20 protein-coding genes and 1 pseudogene are annotated in these 24,546 nt (G+C 71.9%); 10 read left to right on the forward strand and 11 right to left on the reverse strand.

Features of this window, described 5'->3' with window-relative positions; translation table 11 throughout:
- Positions 1-11: 11 nt before the first annotated feature.
- Positions 12-1,532, forward strand: coding sequence for a flotillin family protein (locus tag JQN83_RS01270; RefSeq protein ID WP_208565160.1), 1,521 nt, complete (start codon positions 12-14; stop codon positions 1,530-1,532).
- Positions 1,533-1,594: 62 nt separating this feature from the next.
- Here the strand turns inward: JQN83_RS01270 and JQN83_RS01275 are convergent, their stop codons facing one another.
- Positions 1,595-3,052: a CCA tRNA nucleotidyltransferase gene (locus JQN83_RS01275; RefSeq protein ID WP_208565161.1), complete on the reverse strand. Its 1,458-nt coding sequence runs from the start codon at positions 3,050-3,052 to the stop codon at positions 1,595-1,597.
- 124 nt (positions 3,053-3,176) lie between these two features.
- On the opposite strand from JQN83_RS01275, the gene murJ reads away from it, so the two are divergent.
- The 7 genes from murJ (at position 3,177) to JQN83_RS01310 (ending at position 11,639) form a co-directional block, all read left to right on the forward strand.
- Positions 3,177-4,928 carry a murein biosynthesis integral membrane protein MurJ gene (gene murJ / locus JQN83_RS01280; protein ID WP_208565162.1) on the forward strand — a complete coding sequence of 584 codons (1,752 nt, stop codon included), beginning with the start codon at positions 3,177-3,179 and terminating at the stop codon, positions 4,926-4,928.
- Positions 4,929-5,376: 448 nt separating this feature from the next.
- Positions 5,377-6,972, forward strand: coding sequence for a protein kinase family protein (locus tag JQN83_RS01285; protein ID WP_208565795.1), 1,596 nt, complete (start codon positions 5,377-5,379; stop codon positions 6,970-6,972).
- A gap of 43 nt (positions 6,973-7,015) precedes the next feature.
- Positions 7,016-7,813, forward strand: coding sequence for an RNA polymerase sigma factor SigM (gene sigM / locus JQN83_RS01290; protein ID WP_208565163.1), 798 nt, complete (start codon positions 7,016-7,018; stop codon positions 7,811-7,813).
- Positions 7,810-8,802, forward strand: a complete 993-nt coding sequence (locus JQN83_RS01295; protein ID WP_208565164.1) for an RsmA family anti-sigma factor — start codon at positions 7,810-7,812, stop codon at positions 8,800-8,802. The genes sigM and JQN83_RS01295 overlap by 4 nt, the downstream gene beginning before the upstream one ends.
- A gap of 177 nt (positions 8,803-8,979) precedes the next feature.
- Positions 8,980-9,930, forward strand: a complete 951-nt coding sequence (gene trxB, locus JQN83_RS01300) for a thioredoxin-disulfide reductase (RefSeq protein WP_208565165.1) — start codon at positions 8,980-8,982, stop codon at positions 9,928-9,930.
- A 38-nt stretch (positions 9,931-9,968) separates the two neighbouring features.
- On the forward strand, positions 9,969-10,292 hold the full coding sequence (trxA, locus tag JQN83_RS01305; RefSeq protein ID WP_067310719.1) for a thioredoxin: 324 nt from the start codon (positions 9,969-9,971) through the stop codon (positions 10,290-10,292).
- A gap of 189 nt (positions 10,293-10,481) precedes the next feature.
- On the forward strand, positions 10,482-11,639 hold the full coding sequence (locus JQN83_RS01310; protein ID WP_208565166.1) for an N-acetylmuramoyl-L-alanine amidase: 1,158 nt from the start codon (positions 10,482-10,484) through the stop codon (positions 11,637-11,639).
- A gap of 29 nt (positions 11,640-11,668) precedes the next feature.
- Here JQN83_RS01310 and JQN83_RS01315 read toward each other — a convergent pair whose 3' ends face one another.
- The gene (locus tag JQN83_RS01315) at positions 11,669-12,337 is read right to left on the reverse strand and encodes a GNAT family N-acetyltransferase (protein ID WP_208565167.1); all 669 of its coding nucleotides are present in this window, start codon (positions 12,335-12,337) and stop codon (positions 11,669-11,671) included.
- A gap of 296 nt (positions 12,338-12,633) precedes the next feature.
- Here JQN83_RS01315 and JQN83_RS01320 point away from each other — a divergent pair, with 296 nt between their 5' ends.
- Positions 12,634-13,941: an aminotransferase-like domain-containing protein gene (locus JQN83_RS01320; RefSeq protein ID WP_208565168.1), complete on the forward strand. Its 1,308-nt coding sequence runs from the start codon at positions 12,634-12,636 to the stop codon at positions 13,939-13,941.
- 7 nt (positions 13,942-13,948) lie between these two features.
- Entirely contained in the window at positions 13,949-14,974 is a 1,026-nt protein-coding gene (locus JQN83_RS01325) for a D-alanine--D-alanine ligase family protein (RefSeq protein ID WP_244251542.1), read from the forward strand.
- A 123-nt stretch (positions 14,975-15,097) separates the two neighbouring features.
- On the opposite strand, the gene JQN83_RS32675 is transcribed toward JQN83_RS01325, so the two are convergent.
- The 9 genes and pseudogenes from JQN83_RS32675 to rpmH form a co-directional block, all read right to left on the reverse strand.
- Positions 15,098-16,018 (reverse strand): hypothetical protein, encoded by a 921-nt coding sequence (locus JQN83_RS32675; RefSeq protein ID WP_244251650.1) that lies wholly within the window; start codon positions 16,016-16,018, stop codon positions 15,098-15,100.
- A gap of 2,105 nt (positions 16,019-18,123) precedes the next feature.
- Positions 18,124-18,969 (reverse strand): annotated as a pseudogene (locus JQN83_RS01335) (ParB/RepB/Spo0J family partition protein); the annotation flags it as partial.
- Positions 18,970-19,197: 228 nt separating this feature from the next.
- Positions 19,198-20,553 (reverse strand): ParA family protein, encoded by a 1,356-nt coding sequence (locus JQN83_RS01340; protein WP_307798945.1) that lies wholly within the window; start codon positions 20,551-20,553, stop codon positions 19,198-19,200.
- A gap of 274 nt (positions 20,554-20,827) precedes the next feature.
- Entirely contained in the window at positions 20,828-21,529 is a 702-nt protein-coding gene (gene rsmG / locus JQN83_RS01345; protein WP_244251651.1) for a 16S rRNA (guanine(527)-N(7))-methyltransferase RsmG, read from the reverse strand.
- A 118-nt stretch (positions 21,530-21,647) separates the two neighbouring features.
- A complete protein-coding gene (locus JQN83_RS01350; protein WP_208565172.1) occupies positions 21,648-22,226 on the reverse strand; it encodes a Jag family protein in 579 nt (192 codons plus the stop codon).
- Positions 22,227-22,441: 215 nt separating this feature from the next.
- A complete protein-coding gene (yidC, locus tag JQN83_RS01355; protein ID WP_208565173.1) occupies positions 22,442-23,428 on the reverse strand; it encodes a membrane protein insertase YidC in 987 nt (328 codons plus the stop codon).
- 3 nt (positions 23,429-23,431) lie between these two features.
- Complete coding sequence (yidD, locus tag JQN83_RS01360; RefSeq protein WP_208565174.1) at positions 23,432-23,671, reverse strand: membrane protein insertion efficiency factor YidD; 240 nt, start codon at positions 23,669-23,671, stop codon at positions 23,432-23,434.
- Between the two features lie 44 nt (positions 23,672-23,715).
- The gene (rnpA, locus tag JQN83_RS01365; RefSeq protein WP_208565175.1) at positions 23,716-24,147 is read right to left on the reverse strand and encodes a ribonuclease P protein component; all 432 of its coding nucleotides are present in this window, start codon (positions 24,145-24,147) and stop codon (positions 23,716-23,718) included.
- A 29-nt stretch (positions 24,148-24,176) separates the two neighbouring features.
- The gene (gene rpmH, locus JQN83_RS01370; RefSeq protein ID WP_208565176.1) at positions 24,177-24,314 is read right to left on the reverse strand and encodes a 50S ribosomal protein L34; all 138 of its coding nucleotides are present in this window, start codon (positions 24,312-24,314) and stop codon (positions 24,177-24,179) included.
- Positions 24,315-24,546: the final 232 nt, after the last annotated feature.

Consider the following 24,546-nt stretch of genomic DNA (forward strand, 5'->3'; position numbering starts at 1 on the left):
ACGGAACCCCCATGCCTCTCCTCATCGCCATCGGCGGCGCGGTCGTCCTCGCCCTCGTCCTCGTGTTGTTCGTGCTCTCCCGGATCAAGGTCGCCGGCCCGAACGAGGCGTTCATCGTCACCGGCCGCAAGGGTCGGACCACGCAGACCGCCGACGGCGGCCGGTCCACCGACAACTCCGGCCAGAAGGTCGTCCTCGGCGCGTCGGTCTTCGTCCTGCCGGTGGTGCAGAAGCTCCAGTCGCTCGACCTGTCCAGCCGCCGCATCGACGTCGGCATCCGGGGCGCGGTCAGCAAGCAGGGCATCCGGGCCGACCTGCACGGTGTCGCCATCGTCAAGGTCGGCGGCACCGAGGACGCGATCCGCGCCGCCGCCCAGCGGTTCCTGCACCAGCAGGACGAGATCGACAACTTCACCCGGGAGGTGCTGGCCGGCGCGCTGCGCTCGATCGTCGGCCGGCTCACCGTCGAGGAGGTCATCCGGGACCGGGCGGCGTTCGCCAACGCGGTCGCCGAGGAGGCCGAGCACTCGATGACCAACCAGGGGCTGGTGCTGGACACCTTCCAGCTCCAGGACATCCTCGCCGAGGGGTCGTACCTGCAGGACCTCGGTCGGCCGGAGGCGGCCCGGGTACTCAAGGACGCGGCCATCGCCGAGGCCCGCGCCCGGCAGCAGGCCGAGCAGGAACGGCTGCTGGCCGAGGAGGCGATCGCCGAGGCGAACCGGAACCTGTCGCTGAAGCAGGCCGGCATCCAGGCCGAGATCGACGCGGCGAAGGCGAAGTCGGCGGCCGCCGGGCCGCTCGCCCAGGCCGAGCGGGACCAGGCGATCCTCTCCGAGCAGCAGAAGGTGGCCGAGCGCAACGCCGAGCTGAAGCAGCGTCAGCTCGACACCGAGGTGCGCAAGCCGGCCGACGCGGCCCGGTACAAGGTGGAGCAGGAGGCCGAGGCGGCCCGTAACGCGGCGGTGCTGAACGCCGACGCGCAGCGGCAGGCCACCATCGCCGCCGCCCAGGCCGCCGCCGAGCAGGCCCGGCTCACCGGTGAGGGCGAGCGGGCCCGCCGGGCGGCGCTGGCCGAGGCGAACGCGATCGAAGGTGCCAAGGAGGGTGAGGCCGAGCAGCGGCGGCGGTCCGCGATCGCCGAGGCGGTCGAGCGGGAGGGCCAGGCCGAGGCCACGGCCATCCTGGCCCGCGGTCAGGCCGAGGCCGACGCGATGGCCCGTAAGGCCGAGGCGTTCGCCGCGTACGGTGAGGCCGCCGTGCTCGACCTGCTGGTCAAGATGCTGCCGCAGGTGGTCGAGGCGGCCAGCGCCCCGATCGGCGCGATCGACAAGCTGACGGTGATCTCGACCGACGGGGCGTCGTCGTTGACCAAGTCGGTGGCCGGCAACGTGGCCCAGGGCCTCCAGCTCGGCTCCGACCTCACCGGCATCGACCTGTCGGCCCTGCTCGCCAAGCTCGGCGCGGCGTCGGCCGGGTCCCCGGCCAACGGCAAGCCGCCGGTCGAGGGCAGCGCGGTCGAGACCCGCTGACCGTACGCGCGACGAGGGGCCGTCCGGCACGCCGGGCGGCCCCTCGCGTCGTTCAGGTCAGCTCAGCGCAGGCCCTGCTCGTGGGCCCAGCGCAGCAGCTCCGCCTCGGCCTCGTCACGGTCGAGCGGGCCGCGTTCCAGGCGCAGCTCCTTGAGGTGCTGCCAGGCCCGGCCGACCAGCGGACCGGGCGGCACGCCGAGCAGCTCCATGATCGCGTTGCCGTCGAGGTCGGGCCGGACCCGGGCCAGGTCCTCCTCGGCGGCGATCCGGGTGATCCGCTCCTCCAACGCGTCGTAGTCGGCGGCCAACTGGGCGGCCTTGCGCCGGTTACGGGTGGTGCAGTCCGAGCGGGTCAGCTTGTGCAGCCGGTCCACCAGGTCACCGGCGTCGGTGACGTACCGGCGCACGGCCGAGTCGGTCCACTCGCCCCGGCCGTACCCGTAGAACCGCAGGTGCAGGCCGACCAGCTTGGTGACCTGGGAGGTGACGTCCTTCGGGTAGCGCAGGGCCTTCATCCGCGCCTTGGTCAGCCGGGCACCGACCACCTCGTGGTGGTGGAAGCTGACCCGCCCGTCCCCACCGACCGCCTTGGTGGCCGGCTTGCCCACGTCGTGCATGAGCGCGGCCATCCGGAGCACGAAGTCACAGCCGTCCGTCTCGTAGGACACCGCGTTGCTCACCACGGTCAACGTGTGCTCGTAGACGTCCTTGTGCTGGGCGTGCTCATCGATGGTCAGCTTGAGGCCGGTCAGCTCGGGCAGGAACCGGTCGGCCAGCCCGGTGTCGACCAGCAGCCGCAGCCCGGTGATCGGGTCGGTGCCGCACAGCAGCTTGGTGAACTCGTCGCGGATCCGCTCGGCGGTGATCCGGTCCAGGTCGGCGGCCATCGAGGTCATCGCCGTCCGCACGTCGGGGTGGACGGCGAAGCAGAGCTGGGCGGCGAACCGGGCGGCCCGCAGCATCCGCAACGGGTCGTCGCCGAACGACTCGGCCGGCGTGCCCGGGGTACGGATGATCTTCGCGGCCAGGTCGTCCAGCCCGCCGTACGGGTCGGTGAACCGGTGGTCGGGGAGGCTGACCGCCATCGCGTTGACGGTGAAGTCGCGCCGCCGCAGGTCGTCGGTGAGGTTGGTGCCGTACTCCACCACCGGGTTGCGGCTGACCTGGTCGTACGCCTCAGCACGGAAGGTGGTGACCTCCAGCCGGAGGCCGTCGCGCTGGCAGCCGATGGTGCCGAACTCCCGACCGGTCTCCCAGATCGACTCGGCCCAGCCCTTGATGATCCGCAACGTCTGGTCGGGGTGGGCGTCGGTGCAGAAGTCCAGGTCGTCGCCGAGCCGCCCGAGCAGCGCGTCGCGCACCGAACCACCCACCAGGTGCAGCTCGTGCCCGGCGCGGGCGAACCGGCGGCCCAGCTCGTCGGCGACCGGTGAGACGCGGAGCAGCTCGGCGACGGCGTTGCGCTGCGCGGTGGTCAGCTCACGGCGTTCGGCGGCGTGGGGTGTGGAGGCTTCGGACATGGGATCGCCAGCCTATCGGGCGGGGACGGGAACCGATCCGCCGGGCGCGGATGTCGGGTCCGGGTTGACTATGGTCATGGCGTGCGGACCGGTACCGGCTCCGACGGATCCCCGGGAGGCTGGAATGAGCGGCGGGCTCTACCGCAGCGCGAACGCCGCGCAGGGTGACGACGGGCTCCGGCCGTACGACGGGGCGACCTTCATCTCCGCCGAGCCGCTGAACCAGCCGGGGGTGGAGGCGACCGCGCCACCGCAGGAGGTGGTCGCGGAGACCAGCGCCGCGGCGAACAGCGCGGTGATGGCGGTCGGCAGCCTGGTCAGCCGGGGCACCGGCTTCATCCGCAACCTGATGATCGGTGCCGCGCTGGGCAGCGCCGTCGGCGACGCGTTCACCACCGCCCAGTTCCTGCCCAACCAGGTGTACGAGTTCCTGCTCGGCGGCGTGCTGACCAGCGTGCTGATCCCGGTGCTGGTACGTCGGCGCAAGGCCGACCCGGACCGGGGTGAGGCGTACGCCCAGCGGCTGCTGACCCTCGCGGTGCTGGCCCTCGCGGTCACGGTCGTGCTGGCCCTGCTGCTGGCCTCGACCCTGACCACGCTCTACGCCGGCGGCAAGAACGCGGCGTACACCGGCCTGGTCACGAACCTGTCGTACCTGATGCTGCCGATGCTGTTCTTCACCGGCGTCAGCGCGTTGATCGCGGCGGTGCTGAACACCCGGGGGCACTTCGCCGCGCCGATGTGGGCGCCGATCCTCAACAACCTGGTCGTCATCGGCACCTTCGGCCTCTACATCGTGGTGTACGACGCGCAGGCGCTGGGCCCGGAGGACATCGGCTGGGACCGGATCCTGCTGGTCGGCGGGGGCACCCTGCTCGGCGTGGCGGTGCAGGCGACCGGGCTGCTGCCGGCGCTGCGCAAGGTGGGTTTCCGGTGGAAGCTGCGGTTCGACTTCCGGGAGTTGGGCCTGCGTGAGCTGGCCCGGCTCGGTGGCTGGATGTTCTGCTACGTCGCGGTCAACCAGCTCGGCCTTTTCGTGGTGGTCAACCTGCTCACCCGGGCCGCCGGTGGCGACGACAGCAACGCCGGCCTGCTGATCTACAACAACGTCTTCCTGTTGCTGATGATGGCGCACGGCATCATCGCCGTCTCGATCATCACGGCGCTGATGCCCCGGATGAGCGCCGCCGCCGCCGAGGGCCGGTTCGCCGACGTCACCGCCGATCTGTCCCGGGGCACCCGGATGGTGACGGCGGTGCTCGCCCCGATCGCGGTCTGTTACGCGGTGCTGGCCGGCCCGGTCTCCGTGGTGGTCTTCCGGTACGGCGCGTTCACCGGTGACAACGCGCTTGCCACCTCGCTGGTGCTGCTGGTCGCCGCGCTGGGCCTGGTGCCGTTCGCGATCAGCCAGCTGTTCACCTTCGCCTTCTACGCGTTGCCGGACACCCGCACCCCGGCGCTGGTCAACATCCCGGTGGTGATTCTGCGGGTGGCCGTGCAGATCGGGGTCTTCGTCACCTTCTCGGCCACCTTCGCGGCGGCCGGCATGATGCTCGGCAACGCCGTCTCGTACGTGGCGGCGGCGGTGCTGTCGGCGATGCTGCTGCGGCCCCGGGTGGGCCGGATCGGGCTGGGCCGGATCATGCGGACCGTGGGCAAGGTGCTGGTGGCGGCGCTCGGCGCGGCGCTGGTCGGCCTGCTGGTGGTCAACCTGCTCCCCGGTGACCCGGGCAACCTGAGCTGGACGGCGGCGGCGGTGCGGCTGGTCCTCGGCGGGGTGGTGATCGGCGGGACGTACCTGGGCCTGGCGATGGTGCTGCGGATCGGTGAGATCACCGAGGTGGTCGGGATGGTGCGCCGCCGGCTCGGCCGCTGATCCGCTGCCCGTGCCGGGGCCGGGCGGACAGGGGACACGCAGGGTGAACGAGGATCACCAGCCTGGGGACACGCCTGTGGATAACTTGGTTAGTCCCCGCTCAGTCACCGTAAGGGCCTGTGGATAACCAACCGTACGGCTGAGCATGTGCGGCCGTTCGGGGGGAACCTGACGTACTGCCACCGGGTTGTCACCGGTGGGCCGGCCCGGGGGTCGGTGGCTTGCGGCCAGCGTCTAGATTGGCCAGTACATGTGCCAGCAACGCGGGCGAGAGTGGCGGTAACCGGACTAATCCCCTCATATGCGACAGCCCGTTGAGCGCGGCGGGAAGATGACATGTCGGGATGGCGGGCGGTCCGGGTAAGGTCGCTGTCGACGGACACGGCAGGTGGCCGACTCCCGCGTCGACGCCGCCGGCCGCTCCATCGACGGCGGATCGGGAAGCCACATGCCCAGCAGTTCGGGTCCATCGATCGACACGATCACCGAGGGAGGACGGGTGACCCAGGTCGGCGAGGGTCAGGAGGCGGAGGAAACCGCTCCTCCGGTCATGACCTTCGGTGCTCCCACAGCCGGTGAGATCCTCGCCGAGCGGTACGAGTTGGTCGAGCACATCAACAACGACAGCGCCGGGCGCCTGGTCTGGCGGGGCGTCGACGTCATCCTGCGCCGCCCCGTGGCCGTGGTGCTCCGCTACCCGGGAGGCGACTCCGCCACCGAGATGCTCCAGGCCGCCGTGGCGGCCAGCCGGGTCATCCACCCCAACCTGGTCGGCGTCTACGACGCCATCGACGAGGACGTCCGGGCCTACGTCGTCCGGGAGTGGGTCGACGGTCGGTCCCTGCGTGAGCTGGTCGCCGACGGTCCGTTGGATCCGGCCCGAGCCACCGCCATCGGCAACGCGGTCGCCAGCGCCATGGCCGCCGTGCACGCCACCGGGATGGTCCACGGCAACGTGCACCCCGGCACCGTGATGATCAGCGACGACGGCCGGGTGGTGCTGGCCGACGCCCGCACCGACGGCGACGACAGCCAGGAAGCCGACATCCGCGCGGTGGGCGGCATCCTCTACTTCGCCCTCACCGGGCACTGGCCGCACGCCGAGGCGCCGCTGCGCGGTGCGACCGCCGGCCACGGCCGCGCCGCCATCCCGGACGCCGTCCGCGACGCCAGCGGCGCCATCGCCGCACCCCGGCAGGTCCGGGCCGGAGTGCCGGCGTACCTCGACGACCTGACCATGGACCTGCTCGACGCCGAGATCGCCCCGCCGTCGTCGGACGTGCTCTCGGCCGAGCTGGGCCGGCTCGACATCCCCGCCGAGGACCACTTCCTCGACCAGACCGGCACCATCCGGTTCACCGCCGACGGCGTCGAGGACCGCTCGCCGCTCGCCGCCGCAGGGGGTCGGAAGGTCGCCATCGGCATCGCCGGTCTGCTGGCGGTCGCCCTGATCGGCCTGCTCATCGGCATCAACACGCTGGGTGGCGACGACGACCCGCAGACCGAGCCGGTGGCCCGCCCCTCCGCCAGCACCCCGGCCGGCGACGCCACCCCGGCCCCCGCCGTGCGCAAGCTAAACATCCAGGACATCCGGATCATCGACCCGGACAGCCGGCAACGCAACGAGCTGGGCGACGCCGAAAAGATGCTGGACGGCGACGAGGACAAGGGTTGGGAGACCGACACCTACTACTCGGCCAACTTCAGCAACTACAAGAAGGGCATGGGGGTCTGGATCGACCTCGGCGCCCCGCACACCGTCAAGTCGCTCACGGCCACCCTGTCGGACTCCGGCGTCTCCGCGGCCCTGTTCACCGGCACCGGCGACTTCCCGTCCAGCTCGCAGGGCGACAAGGACCTGGTCAAGGGGTTCAAGACGCGGATCGGGCAGCCGTTCGAGCAGCACGACGGCACCAAGATGGCCTTCGACGGCTTCGACCCCGAGCAGAAATACCAGTACCTGCTCTTCTGGATCACCGAGCTGCCCTCCACCGAGCGGGGCTTCAAGCTGGGCGTCCAGGAGATCTCGGTCCAGGGATCGTGACCTGCCGGCCGCGACCCCGTCACCGCCTCCGCCGGGCGTGGTGATGGTCGGTCGCGGCGGGCACCCACCCGACCCGGCGACCGGCGGGCCGACGGCGACCGGGGCACCGCAGCCCGAGGCCACCGACCTGGACCTGCTGCGTGCCCACGTCGCCGGTGACCGGGACGCCTTCACCGAACTCTTCCACCGGCACCGCGACCGGCTCTGGGCGGTGGCCCTGCGGACCACGGGTGACCGGGAGGAGGCGGCCGACGCACTCCAGGACGCACTGCTGTCCGCCCACCGCGCCGCCGGCCGGTTCCGGGGCGACTCCGCCGTCACCACCTGGCTGCACCGGATCGTGGTCAACGCCTGTCTGGACCGGCTCCGTCGCCGGCAGGCCCACCCCACCGTCCCGCTGCCCGACGGCAACCACACCGACGACGCCCGGGGCACCGGCGGCGTCGAGCCGGCGGCACCCGCCACCGACCACGACACCGCCCTGGTGGTACGCCAGGCGCTGGCCGGGTTGCCGGTCGAGCAGCGGGCCGCGCTGATCCTGGTGGACGTGCAGGGCTACCCGGTGGCCGAAGTCGCCCTGATCCTCGGGGTGGCCGAGGGCACGGTCAAGAGTCGCTGCGCCCGGGGCCGGGCCCGGCTCGCCCGGGTGCTCGGGCACCTGCGCTCAGGTGGGGACGAACCGTCGCCCTACCCGGCCGCCAGCTCAGCGACCACGCGGGGCGGGCACCTCCGGACGGGTCGGGACGTTTCCGACGTCACACCGGGGAACCGGCAGCCGACCGACGGCGTCCGATCGGGGTCGGGGCAGGCCCGGCGGGGCGCCATCCAGGAGGAGACGTGACGGGCCGGGAGTTCAGGGAGGTCGACCACGACCTGCTCGCCGACTATCTGGGCGGGGCACTGGACGGCACCCCGGAGCAGACCGTCGTCGCCCGACTCGTCGCCGAGGACCCGGCCTGGTCCGACGCGCACGACGTGCTGGCCCCCGCCCTGACCCGGGTGCACGACGAGCTGACGGGTTGGGGTGCCGCCGTACCGGAGATGCCCCTGGCCGTGGTGGAGCGGCTCACCGCCGTGCTCGCCGGTGCCGGCCCGGCCACCCCACCCACCAACGACACCGCCACACCCGACCGCGCCGACCCGCAGGTCGGCCCGGTGCCCACGCAACCGGGCGGGTCGCGTACCCCCGGCGGTCGGGCCGGAGCCGGACGCACCGATGCGTCGGGTCCCGGTCGGCGACGGCGCTGGGCGCGGCTCGCCGGGCCGGTCAGCCTCGCCGCGGTGTCGTTGGCCGCAGTGGGGTTCGGCGTGGCCCACCTGCTCGACGGCGCGGCCTCCCGGGACTCCCCCGCCACGACGATGGCCGGGCCGGCGCAGGACGGCGCGGAAAACGCGGGCCGGGGGTTCCGGTTCACCGGTGAGACCCAGCGCAGCGGCATCGACTGGTCCCCGGCGACGCTGCGCGGCACCACGGCCGCCCCACTGCCCCGCCCCGTCACCCCGCCGGGTCTCCAGTCCGCGGAGGGGCCCGAGGTCACCACCCAGATCGACCCCACCACGCCGGAGAGCAAGCGTCTCACCGCACCCGGTGGGCTCGACCGGCTGACCGGGCGGGCGGCGCTCGACGCCTGTCTCGCCGACATCGCCGCCGAGCACAACCGTGGGCCGGTCGCCGTCGAGCTGGTCGACTACGCCACGTTCAACGGTCTGCCTGCGGTGGTGGTCCGCTTCACCGATCCCGGCGGTGCACGGTGGGCGTGGGCGAGCGGTGCGGAGTGCGGTGTGCCGGGGTCCGGCGCGGACACCCGCTACCAGGCGCAGGTAGGGTGAGGACCCGGTCACCCCTCGTCCCGCATCGCGTGACGTGACCCACCGGACGACCGGTCCGGGAATCCCCGGTTCGTACGATGACGTTCTGCAAGTCAGCCGCCGACGTCGTTGAACCGTCGGCGCTCGGATCGACGTCGGTGCGCCGCCGATGTCGTACACACACATCGGGAGACGGCAGTGGACGAGGTCCGCAACCTGATCATCATCGGCTCCGGGCCGGCCGGCTACACGGCGGCGGTCTACGCCGCGCGCGCCAACCTGAAGCCACTCGTGATCGAGGGTGTGCAGTCCGGTGGTGCGTTGATGACCACGACCGAGGTGGAGAACTTCCCCGGTTTCGCCGACGGCATCCTCGGCCCCGAGCTGATGGACAACATGCGCAAGCAGGCCGAACGGTTCGGTGCGGAGTTCCTGACCGACGACGTCACCCGGGTCGAGCTGAAGGACACCGGCGACACCGGTTCCGACGCGGTGAGCACCGTGTGGGTCGGGCAGACCGCCTACCGGGCCAAGGCCGTCATCCTCTCCACCGGCTCGGCCTGGCGTCCGTTGGGCGTGCCGGGCGAGCAGGAATACCTGGGGCACGGCGTGTCGTCCTGCGCCACCTGTGACGGGTTCTTCTTCCGCAACCAGCACATCGTGGTGGTCGGCGGCGGTGACTCCGCGATGGAGGAGGCCAGCTTCCTCACCCGGTTCGCCGAGTCGGTCACCATCATCCACCGGCGCGACTCGTTCCGGGCCAGCAAGATCATGGCCGACCGCGCGCTGGGCAACGACAAGATCAGGGTGGAGTGGAACAGCACCGTCGAGGAGGTGCTCGGCGACGACGGCAAGGTGACCGGCGTCCGGGTCCGCAACGTGCACACCGGCGACGTCAAGGTGCTCGACGTGACCGGCGTCTTCGTGGCGATCGGCCACGACCCGCGCAGCGAACTCTTCCGCGACCAGGTCGAGCTGGACGACGAGGGTTACGTGAAGGTGCAGGCCCCGAGCACCCGCACCAGCGTGCCGGGTGTCTTCGCCGCCGGTGACGTGGTCGACCACACCTACCGGCAGGCGATCACCGCCGCCGGCACGGGCTGCGCCGCCGCCCTCGACGCCGAGCGGTTCATCGCCACCCTGAGCTGAACGACAGCAACACCAACAATCTGAGGAGGAGGGTCATAGTGGGAGCAACGAAGGTCGTCACCGACGCCAGCTTCACCGCCGACGTGCTGAAGTCCGACAAGCCGGTCCTGGTGGACTTCTGGGCCGAGTGGTGCGGCCCGTGCCGCAAGGTCTCGCCGCTGCTGGAGGAGATCGCGGGCGAGATGGCCGGTCAGGTCACCATCGTCAAGCTCAACATCGACGAGAACCCGGAGACGGCCCGCGCCTACCGGATCATGTCGGTGCCGACCCTCACCATCTTCAAGAACGGCGAGCCGGTGCAGTCGATCGCGGGGGCCAAGCCGAAGGGCGAACTGGTCCGGCTGATCGAGTCGGCGCTGTAACACCTGCGCACCACCGGAACCCCGTACCCCCACCGGGTGCGGGGTTCCGGTCGTCCCGGCCACCTGACCTGCGCGAACCGCCGGCCGGACCAGACCGGTCACGGTACGCTCCGTAAGCGCTGGTCCTCCGGACGCACAGCGTGGCCGTCTGCGAAGGTGCCCGGCAGCCAACCTCTGAGGGGGTCCTGCGTGCGTCCGATCCGATCCGGTGACCGTGGACCGGCAGTGACCGAGATCCGTGCCGTCCTGACCGGCCTGGACCTCCTCGCCGCCACACCCGGTGACGAGTTCGACGTCGCCACCGAACGTGCCGTCCGGGCCTTCCAGCAGTCCCGCGGGCTCAGCGCCGACGGCCGGGTCGGCGCGGAGACCTGGCGGGCCCTGGACGCGGCCCGCTGGCGACTCGGGGCCCGCACCCTCTACCACGCGGTGCCCGAACCCCTCACCGGCGACGACGTCCGCTCCCTGCAGGAACGACTGCTGGAGATGGGGTACGACGTCGGGGGCGCCGACGCCGTCTACGGCGTACGCACCTCCCGGGCGGTGGCCCAGTTCCAACGTGAGGTCGGGTTGAAGCCCGACGGCTCCTGCGGCCCGTACACGATGGGTGCGCTGCGGCGGCTCGGCCGCAAGGTGGTCGGCGGACGCCCCCAGTGGCTGCGGGAGTCCGACGCCATCCGGCAGTCCGGCCCGACGCTGGTCGGGCGGACCGTGGTCATCGACCCGGGGCACGGCGGCACCGACCCGGGCGTGGTGGTGCCCGACGGTTCGCTGCGCTGGACCGAGGCGGACCTGGTGCACGACCTGGCCAGCCGGCTGGAGGGGCGGCTCGCCGCAGCCGGGGTACGGGTGCAGCTGACCCGTGGCCCCGCCCCCCGCGACTGCCTGCCGGACGTCGACCGGGCGGAACTGGCCAACTCCCTCGGTGCCGACGTGTTCATCTCGCTGCACACCGACGGTCACGCCGACCCGGCCGCCGACGGGGTCGCCACCTACCACTACGGCACCGACAACGGCGTCACCTCGGCCACCGGGGAACGACTCGCCGGGCTGGTGCAGCGGGAGATCGTGGCGCGGACCGGGCTGCGGGACTGCCGTACCCACGCCAAGGCGTGGGACCTGCTGCGACTGACCAGGATGCCGGCCGTCCGGGTCGAGGTCGGCTACCTGACCTCGCCGCAGGACCGGTCCCGGCTGGTCGACCCCCGGTTCCGGGACCGGGTCGTCGAGGCGATCGTGGCCGCCGTACAACGGATGTTCTTCCCGGTCGAACGGGACGTGCCGACCGGCTCGATCGACGTCAGCGCCCTGCGGGCGGCGGTGACGGCCGGCGCGGTCCGCGACTGACCCGGGCGCGGCCCGCGTCGGCGGCCCGCTCAGCCGGCGCTGGACCGGGTCGCCGGGGCGGGACGCACCGGCCGCAGCAGGCTCTCCGGGCTCATCGAGCCGAGCAGCTTCTCCAACGCGTACTCGACGTCGGACTTCCAGCTCAGCGCGGTGCGCAGCTCCAGGCGCAGGCGCGGGTAGCGGGGGTGCGGACGGACCGTCTTGAAGCCCACCGAGAGGAAGAAGTCGGTCGGGGCGACGCAGGCCCGCACGGTGTCCTCCGGCTCGTCACCGAACTTCGCGTCACCGAACGCCTCGATCGCCTTGATGCCCCGCTTGGTCAGGTCCCGGGCGACACCCTGCACCAGCATCCGGCCCAGCCCACCGCCCGCGAACGCGGGCACCACACTGGCGGTCATCAGCAACGCGGCGTCCGCCGACACCGGCGAGGTCGGGAAGGCCATCGAGCGGGGCACGTAGGCCGGCGGTGCGTACAACACGAAACCGGCGGGCATCCCGTCGACGTACGCCAGCTTGCCGCAGGAACCCCACTCCAGCAGCGTCTGGGAGACCCACGCCTCCTTCTCCAGCCCCGGGTCACCGTTGGCGCAGGCCCGCTCGGCGGAGACCGGGTCCAACTCCCAGTAGACGCACTGCCGGCACGGGCGAGGCAGGTCCTCCAGGGTGTCGAGGGTCAGACTGACCAGACGTCGCGACATCAGCGCATCCCCACACTCAGGCTCGGAGGCGAGACCAGCCCGCAGCGGCGGCACACCGGCTGCGTCCCCGACGAGCGATCGTACGCCGCCTGCCGACCGTACGGGAGGGGACGCGCGAATCGCCACCCGGGCCCGGGGACGGACGTCCGGGATGTGGACGGGGACCACATCGTGACCGACGACCGTCCCGCCGGGGATTACGATCGACCGACCGGCGTCCCCGCGCCGCCATGGTCGCCGGCACCGCGGGTACCCAGCGGGCGGGAGCCCGACCGACACCCGATCGAGGTGATGTCATGACCGGCACGACGCTTGACGACTACACCGACCGGTACGCCCGGCGCGTCCGGGGCATGACCGCCTCGGAGATCCGGGCCCTCTTCGCGGTGGCCAGCCGGCCGGAGGTCGTCTCGCTCGCCGGTGGCGCACCCTACATCGCCGCGTTGCCGCTCGACGCGGTCGGCGAGATGCTCGGCAAGCTCGGCAGCGAACACGGCACCACCACCCTCCAGTACGGCATCGGCCAGGGCACCCTGGAGCTGCGCGAACGAATCTGCGAGGTGATGGCGGACTCCGGCATCGACGCCTCCTGCGGCGCCTCCCCCGACGACGTGGTGGTCACCGTCGGCGGTCAGCAGGCGCTCGACCTGGTGGCCCGGCTCTTCCTCGACCCGGGTGACGTGGTGCTCGCCGAAGGCCCGACCTACGTCGGCGCACTCGGGGTGTTCCAGGCCGCCCAGGCGCAGGTCGTCCACGTGCCGATGGACGACGACGGGCTGATCCCGGAGGCCCTGGAGGTGGCGATCGCCGACCAGGCCCGCGCCGGTCGGCGGGTGAAGTTCCTCTACACCATCCCCACCTACCAGAACCCGGCCGGCGTGACGCTGAGCGAGGAACGGCGGGAACGGGTGCTCGACATCTGTGAGCGCGCCGGCCTGCTGGTGGTCGAGGACGACCCGTACGGCCAGCTGGGTTTCGAGGGTGAGGCGCCCAGGCCGCTGCGGGCCCGCCGCCGCGACGGGGTGTTCTACCTGAGCACCTTCTCCAAGACCTTTGCCCCCGGGCTGCGGGTGGGTTGGATCCTGGCCCCGCACGCGGTCCGCGACAAACTGGTCATCGCCAGTGAGGCGCAGATCCTCTGCCCCAGCGCTTTCGCGCAGGCCGCCGTCACGACGTACCTGTCGACGATGCCGTGGCGCGAACAGCTCAAGGTCTACCGCGAGGTCTACCGGGAACGGCGTGACGCCCTGCTCGGCGCGCTGCACGACCTGATGCCGGAGGGCACCACCTGGACCAGGCCCACCGGCGGTCTCTTCGTCTGGGCCAGCCTGCCCGACGGGCTGGACGCCAAGGCGATGGTGCCACGTTCCATCGCCGCCCGGGTCGCCTACGTACCGGGCACCGGTTTCTATGCCGACGGCACCGGCACCGGCAACATGCGGCTCAACTTCTCCTTCCCCACCCCGGAGCGGATCCGGGAGGGGGTACGCCGGCTGGCCCGGGTCATGGAGCAGGAGATCGCCATGCGGCAGGTCTTCGGCCCGGTCGGGCCGACCGGGAGCCGGCGGGGCGGGGCGGACGTCCCCGGCCCCGACTTGGCATGATGCCCGCATGGCTGCCATCCCCGTCGAGCGCACCGTCGTGACCGATTCCGCCGCCGCAGTTCCTGCGACCACCGGTCCCGCCACCGACCTGCACATCCTGGTGCTGGCCGGTGGCCTGTCGTACGAGCGGGACGTCTCCCTGCGGTCCGGCCGGCGGGTCCTCGACGCGCTGCGCAGCGCCGGGGTGGAGGCGGAGCTACGGGACGCCGACGTGGCACTGCTGCCCGCGCTGGCCGCCGACCCGCCGGACGCCGTGGTGATCGCCCTGCACGGTGCGACCGGCGAGGACGGCTCGCTACGCGGGGTGCTCGACCTGTGCGACGTGCCCTACGTCGGCTGTGACGCGCGGGCCGCCCGGCTGGCCTGGGACAAACCGTCGGCCAAGGCGGTGCTGCGGGAGAACGGCATCCCCACCCCCGACTGGGTGGCCCTGCCGCACGACCGCTTCTCCGAGCTGGGCGCGGTGGCCGTGCTCGACCGCATCGTGCAACGGTTGGGGTTGCCGCTGATGGTCAAGCCCACGCAGGGCGGTTCGGGCCTGGGCGCCGCCGTGGTGCGGGATACCGCCGCCCTCCCGGCCGCGATGGTCGGTTGCTTCGCGTACGACTCGACGGCACTGGTCGAGCGGTACGTGCCCGGCATGGACGTGGCGGTGTCGGTGCTCGACCTGGGCGACGGGCCACAGGCGCTACCGCCGGTGGAGATCGTGCCCCGCAACGGCGTGTACGACTACGCCGCCCGCTACACCGCCGGCCGGACCACCTGGCACGCACCGGCCCGCCTCGACCCGGCGGTGGCCGGCGCGGTGGCCGAGGTGGCGTTGGCCGCCCACACCGCGCTCGGGCTGCGCGACCTCTCCCGGGTCGACCTGATCGTCGACGGGGACGGCCGACCCCACGTGCTGGAGGTCAACGTGTCGCCCGGCATGACGGAGACGTCGCTGCTGCCGTTGGCGATCCAGGCGGCCGGGCTGGACTTCGGTCAGGTCCTCGGCACACTGGTCGGCCGGACGGCAGCCCGCCGCCGCCCCTGATCCGCGCCCGAGCCGTCCGGGTTTTCCCTGCCGTCGGGCTTTCCCGGCCAGGGTCGGTAGCCCTGCGGGTCGGGGTGGTCCCCGTGCGGCCGGATCAGCGCCGGTCGGGGTCTGACGCGACAGTCACGCCGGGCCCGTCGTGGGCTTCGCCGCGCTGCCGGCGTCGGTCCCGTCCGTACCGTCGACTGCCGTGCCTTCGGCCTCCGACGCGACCGTGTCGGTGTTCCCCGGCCCGGTACCGGGCCGGTCCGTTCCGCTGCCACCCGGGCCGGTGCCGGTGGCGGCGGCAGCCCGGTCGGCCGTGCCCCCCGGATCGGGACGGGCAGCCGCGTCGGCCCGTCCCGGACCGGCATCGTCAGCGGTGCCGTCGTCGTCAGCGCCGACGGTGCGGGTTTCCCTGCTGTCGGCGTCCCGGGTGGCGGTTTCCCTGCTGTCGGCGTCCCGGGTGCTGCGCGGATCGAGGCTGAGGGCCGCGCTGTCGGGCCCGGTCCTCTCCGGGGCCGACGCGGTCGCACTCTGTACCGACGCGGTCCCGGTGTTGATTCCGGTCTCAGCTTCGGCCCCGGTCGAGCCTTCCGTCGGGACCGGAAGAGGGATCTCCTCCTCCGACTCGATCACGGAGACGGCGTCTCCGGCGGCCGCAGCCGCGGCTGCCTCGGCCGACGACTGCGCGGCGATGCTGGAGGGCGTCTGCCACTGGATTCGCGGCGGCTCGGCGAGGGGCCGGCCGCCGAACTCGGCGAGCCAGGCCGCGACATGTGCGAGGTTTTCCCGCCACTGGGATTCGGAGATGGGCGGCAGGATCGAGTCCCAGAGCGACAGGAAGGTGCCACGCAGCTGGAGTCGGCCGTACGGGCGGGCCAGGAACCACATGTGCAGGTGGGCGGACCCGTCACCCCACCGGTTCACATGCACCCGGGCGACGCCGTCCAGCGAGCGGATGGCGCGTTCCAGTCGGACGGTCATCACCCCGAGTTCGGCAGCGAGCAGATTGGGTAGGTCGCCCAGGTCGAGATGCGACCGCGACTCAAGGATCAGCACCATCGGCAGGCCGGTCGGACGGTCCATGGCCCGCACCCGCCACCGCTCACCCACCCAGATGTACGCGTCGTCGGGTGCTTTGCAGGCGATGCACTCCCGGAGCCCTTCACCCTTACGGGGAGGCTCGACCGCCACCGGTTCGTCGAGGTGCTTGACGCGCAGCTCGCCCTCGAAGGGAAACGACGGCCAGTGGGTGAAGTCCGGAACTGGGGAGGCAGGGGTGTCGTGCACGACGCTGACCCTAACCGAGACCGGCACCGCTGTCCCTACCCCGAACGCCGCTGATCACGACGGGATTTCGGCCGATCGAATCGGTTGACACCGGGGCGCGACGGGGGCGGCGGGTGGGTTGTCCACAGGCTGATGAGATCACCACCACACCCCGTCATCCACAGGCTGGGGATGGCTCTGACGCGCTGTTTCACGTGAAACGGGTAGTGCCTGTGGAAAACTTCTGTGGATAACTTTGGCGTTCGTCCACAGCACTGTTCACAGGGGTGACGTGCTCGACTCGTTCAACGATCGAAGGGCGGCTGTAGCTGTCGGCAGCTCCGGGCTTTTGGCCCGGACACCGGTCCCCTCGGGCATGCGATCGGTCCCGTGGGCGAGCGCCAGACCGCCGGCCGTGCTCCTGTCGCCAGCTCCTTCTCCCCCCGAGAGCACTCTCGACCTCCTGCACGATCCATCGAGAGCCCCGCTCGATCACGAGGGATACGGGAGACCCATGTCCTCATCGGCCGCCGTGGCACTGTTCGCTCCCGACCGCCGATCACCGCGATCGCCCGCTGGGATCACCATTCGCTGCTACCTGCGCCGCCGGCCGCAGCCGACTCCATGGCTACGCACGCGAGTCCGGCTTCAGGGGGAACGGCGAACGCCGCCCCGGGCACCTGGTGCGATCGTCGGTGGAGCGGCAGGCCCGTTTCACGTGAAACCGGCGCAGTGTCGACTGCCGAGTGGGCAGCTCCGACACCTCCCCGCCGGTACCGCCCGCCGCCATCGGATGGAAGGTTCGGCGGGGTAGAAGTTGGATCGCAACCGCAGGGGCATGTTCCACGTGAAACCTGATCGAGGCAGTTGTTCCACGTGGAACATCGTCGTTTCGGTAGTAGCGTCCCGGCGGCCGGCAGCAGCATCTCCCGCCGAGGGCGGACGGCCCGGAGGTGGACGGCCTGAGGGCTGGGGCCCGGAGGGGCGATGGCGGAGGGCCAGGGGGCGGGGGCCCGAGGGTCGGGGGCCGGAGTGCGGGAGGGGCCAAGGGGCCGGAAGGCGGAGGGGCCGGAGGGTCGGAGGGCGGGGGTCGCGCGACCCGGCCACGGCCGGAGGCGACCACGGCCGATGCCCGACCCGCTGCCGTGCCCGCCATGCCCGCAAATCCCACGGCACGGACCGTCCTCCAGGACGAAAGCCCTGCCTCGCTCCCCAGTGCGCGGCCGTGGCTCCGCGTCGCACAGCGGGCCGAGGCCCTCAGATCGACTGAGCCGCCACGTGAGCGTCTCGGGTACCACCAGGGCGGGGCGTCACCTTTCCAACCGCCTCCGGCGTCCTGAGCGATCCGGTCCACCAATCATCGGCAGCCGCCAGACGGATCAGCAGACCGCTCGGCGGACGGCGGCTCCTCCGCGAAGCCGTGGATGCCAGATGGTCCGCGCCCGCCGCGCGCGCGGTCGGTTCCCGCCGGGCCCGTGCGGTCCGCGCCCACCGGCGCGCGCGGTCGGGCGGTTCCCGGCCGACCGGTCGACTGGTGGGCAGTTCGCGGCCGCTCGGTGACTGGTGGGCGGTTCCGCGCGCGGTCGGCGGGTGGGACGCGACTGGCCTGCGACCCACTCTGCGCTCCTGCGTTTCACGTGAAACGGGGACGACGCTCGGCTCGATGGCGGCACCCGAGGAAATGTCGAACCGCAGGGGAGAAGCCCGCCGACCCCGAGCAGAACGGCCGCCGGGCGGGAAGCCACGCCTCGGAGTCGGGTGGTGAAGGGCGAGGGCCCGGCGTGGACGTGCTCTGCTGAGTGCAGCAGGTCCACCGTCCACGTTGGCAGCAGAGCAGCACCACCAGAACGGCCGCGTACCCGTCTCGGGTACGCGGCCGGGGAACGGCGGGAAACGGATCAGTCCTCGGGCTCGGATTGGCCTTCCTCGCCGACCCCGATGATGCCGACGATCCGCTCCAGGTCGTCCACCGTGGCGAACTCGATCGTGATCTTTCCCTTGCTCCGACCGATGTCCACCTTCACCCGGGTGTCGAACCGGTCGGAGAGCCGGTCGGCCAGATCGGTCAACGCCGGGGCGTGCGCCTTGGACCGGCGCTTGGCTGTCGGGGTCTTCGCGGGGCCGTCGCTGAGCGTCAGTGCCACGATTTCCTCGGTGGCCCGGACCGAGAGCCCTTCGGCGACGATCCGCAGGGCCAACTGCTCCTGCGCCTCGGACTCGTCGAGGCTGAGCAGCGCGCGGGCGTGGCCGGCCGACAACACACCGGCCGCCACCCGGCGCTGGACCTGCGGGGGCAGATTCAGCAGCCGGATCGTGTTCGAGATCTGTGGCCGGCTCCGCCCGATCCGCCGGGCCAGCTCCTCGTGGGTCGCGCCGAACTCCTCCAGCAGCTGCTGGTAGGCCGCAGCCTCTTCCAACGGGTTGAGGTTGGCCCGGTGGATGTTCTCCAGGAGCGCGTCACGGAGCATGGCGTCGTCCTTCGTCTCCCGGACGATCGCGGGAATGCTCTCCCGACCGACCGCCTGGGCGGCACGCCAGCGCCGTTCACCCATGACGAGTTCGTACTTCTCGCTGTCCAGCTGCCGGACCACGATCGGCTGGAGGAAGCCGACCTCCTGGATGGAGGTCTTGAGTTCTTCCAGCGCCTCCTCGTCGAAGACGTGCCGGGGTTGCTTGGGGTTCGGCACGATCGCGTCGACGGAGATCTCGGCGAAGCGCGCACCGGGCACCGGGCTGAGTTGCGGCTCGTCGGGCGGCGGTGCGAGGGCCACCGGCGCGGGCGTCGTCACGTTCAGGGCTACCGGATCGGTGGACGTCTCGGTCGCCGGCCGCACCGGGTCGACCTCCACGGGCAGGGTCGCCGTGGTCGTGCTCTCCTGCACCGGCCCGGTCGGGATCAGCGCACCGAGCCCTCTACCCAGACCGCCCCGGGGACGGTTCTTCATACGACGCCTCCCAGCGACTCGTCCGCACTACGCATTCCGGCTCACCGGCTCCTTGGCACCGCGCTCGGCGATTTCCTGGGCAGCCTCGAAGTAACTCGTGGCTCCCCGCGATCCGGGATCGTAGGTCATCACGGACTGCCCGTAGCTCGGGGCCTCCGACACCCGCACGTTGCGGGGGATGACGGCCTGGAGGACCTTGTCGCCGAAGTGGTTCCGGACGTCCTGCTCCACCGCGTCGGCGAGCCGGGTACGGCGGTCGTACATGGTGAGCAGGATCGTGGAGACCTCCAGCTTCGGGTTGAGGTGCTGGCGAACCAGGTTGATGTTGTTTATCAACTGGTTCAGCCCTTCCAGCGCGTAGTACTCGCACTGGATCGGGATCAGCACCTCCTGCGCGGCCACCAGGGCGTTGACCGTCAGCAGCCCGAGGGAGGGTGGGCAGTCGATGAAGACGTAGTCGAAGTGCCCCGGGTACGCCTCGATGGCCCGGTTGAGCCGGGACTCCCGGGCGACCACGGAGACCAGTTCGATCTCGGCGCCGGCCAGGTCGATGGTCGCCGGCACGCACCACAGGTTGGGGATGCCCTCGACCTCCTGGGCCACCTCCGCCAGCGGCACGCTGTCGATCAGGCAGTCATAGACGTCCGGCACCCCGGTGTGGTGCGGGACGTTCAACCCGGTGGAAGCGTTGCCCTGCGGGTCGAGGTCGACCACCAGCACCCGGTTGCCGTGCAGGGCCAGCGCCACCGCCAGGTTCACCGTGGTCGTGGTCTTGCCCACGCCGCCCTTCTGATTGGCAACGCACATCACCCGGGTCCGCTCAGGACGGGGCATGGTCACCTCGCCACTCGGATTAAGGATCTGCACGGCGCGCATCGCCTCCATAGCCAACGGTGGGTCATCCTCTTCGCGCGTCGGAGTTTCACGTGAAACGTACGCGGCGTCCGCCGAACCCGCGGCGACGGGCCCGGGAACGGGCCCGGGAATGTCGAGGGCAGGCGTCGCGTCGGGCACCGCGTCGGGGTGGGGTTGGGTGGGCACCGATGGTGTATTGCCGTGCAGCGGAGCCGTGAACCGCGACGACGCCCCCGCGTTACGTCGTGCCGAGGGTGCCGCCCGGCCGTCGGGAGCACGGGTGGGACCGCCGTCGGAGCCGGATCGGGCGGTAGGCGGCGGAACGTACGACTCGGGAGCCGGGCGTGCCGCACCCACCACCGGAGGCTCACGCCGCGATCCGGGAGTGCGCTCCGGCGGATGGATCGTCGGCTGCCCGCCGGCAGTCCGGTCCTGATGGTCGGTTTCACGTGAAACAGGGCCCGCGTCCGAGCCCGACCCGTCGGGACGGTTCACCCGTGGATCGTCGTACCTGCCGTCGTCATGCACCTGTCATCCCTACCCGCTCCGGATGGTCGGTCCGCACCCCGTCTCGCTTGCCGTACGCGCTCGCACCGCGGAGCGTACGGCCCGGCGGGGGCGATCGGGACCCGGTGCGCCCGACATCCACCCGCCCCACACTATCGACGCGCGGTCAGCCTACGGGGGACGGGCGCGGCGGGTCCATCTTCGTTCTCCGGCGGCACCGCGTCTGCCGCGGATCGGTGCCACCGCACCGGGCACCCGGGGGCAGCGGGCACCGATCCGCGTCGACAGACAGGACTCAGCGGGCGCGCTTCCGGCCACCGCGAGCACGCTTCGACGCCACCTTGGCCCCCGGTGGTCGGACGACCCGCTCCCGCACGATCTCCACCACGGTGGTCGGCGGATCGAGGAGGCCGGTGCCGCACAGCTGCACCGTCGGCTCGCCGCCGCCCAGCTTCGCCACGGCCCCGGCATGCTCGGCGATCTCGTCCAGCGCGGACGACCCCTTGAGGGCGAGCAGCCGGCCGCCGCGAACCACCAGCGGCAGGCTCCAGGTGGCGAGGCGGTCCAACGGTGCCACCGCGCGGGCGGTAACCACGTCGGCGGTGAACGGGCCGACGCCGGACGCCCCGGTGGCTGCCTCGTCGGCCCGGCCCCGGAACACCCGGACCATCCTGGCCAGCCCGAGCCGCTCCACCGTCTCGACGAGGAACGAGGTACGCCGGGCCAGCGGCTCGACCAGGACGACGTTCAGGTCGGGACGGGCGATCGCCAGCACCAGCCCGGGTAGGCCGGCTCCGGAGCCGACGTCGATCACGCTGGCACCCTCGGGGATGCGCTCGGCGACGGCGGCGCAGTTGAGCAGGTGCCGGTCCCAGATCCGGGGTGCCTCCCGGGGGCCGATCAGGCCACGCACCACACCGTCGGTGGCGAGCAGCTCGGCGTACCCGGCGGCCAGGTCGAGCCGGTCACCGAAGAGTGCCGTCGCGGCGGCGGCCAGCTCGGCCGGGAGGGTGGCCTCCTGGGCGGACGGGGCGGAATGCTCGGACGGCGGCCCGGGCGGCGTGCCACCCGGGCCGGGACCGGCTTCCGTCGTGAGGTCGTCGGGCGTCACCAGTTCAGTCCGCCGGCCGGACGACGATGCGCCGCGTCGGCTCGACACCCTCGGACTCGCTCTCCACCCCGCTCATCGCGTTGACCACGTCGTGCACGCACTTGCGCTCGAAGGCCGACATCGGCTCAAGCCGCACCGGCTCGCCGTGCTCCTTGACCTTCTCCACCGCGTTCTTGGCGACGGCGGCGAGTTCCTTGCGCCGGGTGGCCCGGTAGCCGCCAACGTCGAGCAGGAGCCGACTCGGCGAGCCGGTCTGGCGGAACACAGCCAGTCGGGCCAGCTCCTGGAGTGCCTCCAGGGTGGCGCCGCGTTGGCCGACCAGGTTCTGCAACCGGCCACCGACCACCTCGACGACCGGCCGACCACCGGAGACCAGCTCGTCGATGTCGCCGTCGTAGTCGAGGATGTCGAGCAGCCCCTCGATGTAGTCGGCGGCGATCTCGCTCTGGGCGAACAGCTCGCCCTCGCCGGCTGACTTCTTCTCCTTGCCGCCGTCGGCGGGCTCACCCTCACCGGTGGCGGCGGTCGGGACGGTCTCCTCGTCGAGCGAGGCGTCCGCGCTGGGGATGCTGGTGTCGGTCACGGTGTCATCTCCGTACTAGCTCGGCCGGACCGTCGGGTCCGCTGGTCTCCCGGGCGACCGGCGGAAAGAGGCCGGTTCGGTCACGGGCACGTCTGGTACGGGCGGTCTCGCCCGTAACCGCGCGGGGCGCGGCGGTCCCGGCCCGGCGCCGGCCGTGAGGCGGCTGCGCGGTGCCGGAGAGCCGCCGTCGGTCGTCCCGACGGCGGCCCAGTGGCTCAGCCCTGGCGCTTGGCCGGGCCCTTCTTGGGGTTGGCCGGCTTGGCACCCGGCTTCGGCCCGGCGACCTTCGGCGCGGCCGGCTTGGCGGGCGCCTGCGCGACCGGCTTGTTCCGGTTGAGGAAACCGCCGGTCTTGGCCGGCTGCACCGGACCGGAGCTGGTCGCCTTGCTGCCGGTGACCCCCTTGTTGGTCACCAACGGCGGGAACTTGCGGAGCACCCACTGCTGCTGGCCGAGGGTGAACAGGTTGTTGGTGACCCAGTAGATGATCACGCCGATCGGGAAGATCGAGCCGGAGACGAGCAGGGAGAGCGGGATGCCGTAGAGCATCAGCCGCTGGATCATCCGCTGCTGCGGGTCCTCCGCCCAGCCGGTCTTGAGGATCATCTGACGGCTGGTCAGGTAGGTGGTGCCCATCATGACCAGGACCAGGATGCCGGCGATCACCTTCACGGTGGTGCCGTTGGCGCCGAGCCGGGCCAGCTCGTCGGCGGTGGAGCCGAACTTGCCGGCGATCGGGGCGGTGAAGATCGTGGCGCTGGAGGCGCTGTCGAACTGCTCGGCGGTCCAGCCGTAGAGGCTCTTGGCCTCCTTGGCCGGGTCGAGCCGGCGCAGCACGTGGAAGAGACCCAGGAAGACCGGGATCTGGAGGAACATCGGAAGGCAGCCCATCAGCGGGTTGGCCTTTTCCTTCCGATAGAGCTCCATCATCTCCTTCTGGAGCGTCTCCCGGTCACCCTTGTGCTTCTCCTGGAGCTCCTTGACCTTCGGCTGGAGCGCCTGCATCGCCCGCTGGGACTTGATCTGCTTGACGAAGACCGGGAAGAGGATGACCCGGACGGTGACCACCAGGAAGACGATGGCGAGAATCCACGACCAGTTCGTGCCGAGCACCGTGCGGACCGGCACCCCGATGGCGTCCCACGCCGAGTGCCAGGTCAGCAGGATCCACGAGATCGCGTAGTAGATCCAGTCGAGACTCAATTCTCAGACTCCAGTCACGTCGGCGCGTCGGCGGCCGCCCGGCTCCGGAACCGGGTCGTGTCCACCAGGGTGGAAAGGGTGGCAGCGCGACAGCCGCCGGACCGTCAGGCCGACCCCCCGGAGCGCGCCGTGACGGGTCACCGCCTCCAGGGCGTAGGCACTGCACGACGGGTAGAACCGGCAGCGGGCCGGCAACGCCGGGCTTATCCAACGACGGTACGCGATGATGGGACCACTGAGCATCCGGGCACCCATGCTCCGGCGTGCCGACACGGCGGGTCCGTTGCTCACCGCGACCGCCGCGCCCGAGGCGTCCGGGCGGCGGCGATCGCCGCGTCCAGGTCGCTGCCGAGCCGGGCGTACGGCGTGCCGGCGGCGGGGGGCAGGGCGCGTACCACCAGGGTGCTGCCGGCCGGTAGCGCGTCCAGCCGCTCACGGACCAGGTGCCGCAGCCGGCGGCGAACCTTGTTGCGGACCACGGCGGGCCCGACGGCTTTGGACACGACGAAGCCGGCGCGGCTCGATCCGGAGGTCAGCTCCGGGTCTGTGCTCCGCGCCGGCTCCGGCGAGGTTGTCCCGAGGGGTGTGGTCGCGGCGGATGTGGAGGCCACCGGCAGTGTCAGGTGGACGACGACGGCACCACGCCCGACGCGTCGACCACCACGGACGGCTGCGGCGAAGTCGCTGCTACGCCGCAGGCGCTGTGCGGCCGTCAGCACGACTGTCCACGTCCCCGGACCGGTCGGCCTCAGGCCGACAGGCGGTTACGGCCCTTGGCACGGCGGGTCGACAGAATGGCGCGGCCGGCACGGGTGCGCATGCGCAGCCGGAAGCCGTGGGTCTTCGCGCGCCGGCGGTTGTTCGGCTGGTAGGTGCGCTTGCTCACGTCAGGCTCTCCGTTTTCGTACGTCCCCGGCGCGGGTTCGCCCGGGGTCGTTTGGTGGACCAGACCACCTCGGTGGTGGCCTCCGATCGGTGCTGCCCGGCGGCGCGGAACCTCGGCGATGCGGGGCGACGACCACGGACAGCGAGCACCCATCACCCTAGCAGAGGGCGACAGAGCAGCCCCTCCAGCCTACGCAGGGGGGCAATGACCGTCAAACCACCCGGACCGGCGA

The organism is Micromonospora antibiotica (assembly GCF_017599305.1).
Taxonomy (GTDB): domain Bacteria; phylum Actinomycetota; class Actinomycetes; order Mycobacteriales; family Micromonosporaceae; genus Micromonospora; species Micromonospora antibiotica.

Excerpts from the sequence above, each read along its gene's own strand:
- murJ (WP_208565162.1), top strand. The coding sequence starts at position 3,177 with ATGAGCGGCGGGCTCTACCGCAGCGCGAACGCCGCGCAGGGTGACGAC.
- JQN83_RS01285 (WP_208565795.1), top strand. The coding sequence starts at position 5,377 with ATGCCCAGCAGTTCGGGTCCATCGATCGACACGATCACCGAGGGAGGA.
- yidD (WP_208565174.1), bottom strand. The coding sequence starts at position 23,671 with ATGCTCAGTGGTCCCATCATCGCGTACCGTCGTTGGATAAGCCCGGCG.
- sigM (WP_208565163.1), top strand. The coding sequence starts at position 7,016 with ATGGTCGGTCGCGGCGGGCACCCACCCGACCCGGCGACCGGCGGGCCG.
- JQN83_RS01270 (WP_208565160.1), top strand. The coding sequence starts at position 12 with ATGCCTCTCCTCATCGCCATCGGCGGCGCGGTCGTCCTCGCCCTCGTC.
- JQN83_RS01315 (WP_208565167.1), bottom strand. The coding sequence starts at position 12,337 with ATGTCGCGACGTCTGGTCAGTCTGACCCTCGACACCCTGGAGGACCTG.
- JQN83_RS32675 (WP_244251650.1), bottom strand. The coding sequence starts at position 16,018 with ATGGTGCTGATCCTTGAGTCGCGGTCGCATCTCGACCTGGGCGACCTA.
- JQN83_RS01320 (WP_208565168.1), top strand. The coding sequence starts at position 12,634 with ATGACCGGCACGACGCTTGACGACTACACCGACCGGTACGCCCGGCGC.
- JQN83_RS01275 (WP_208565161.1), bottom strand. The coding sequence starts at position 3,052 with ATGTCCGAAGCCTCCACACCCCACGCCGCCGAACGCCGTGAGCTGACC.
- JQN83_RS01325 (WP_244251542.1), top strand. The coding sequence starts at position 13,949 with ATGGCTGCCATCCCCGTCGAGCGCACCGTCGTGACCGATTCCGCCGCC.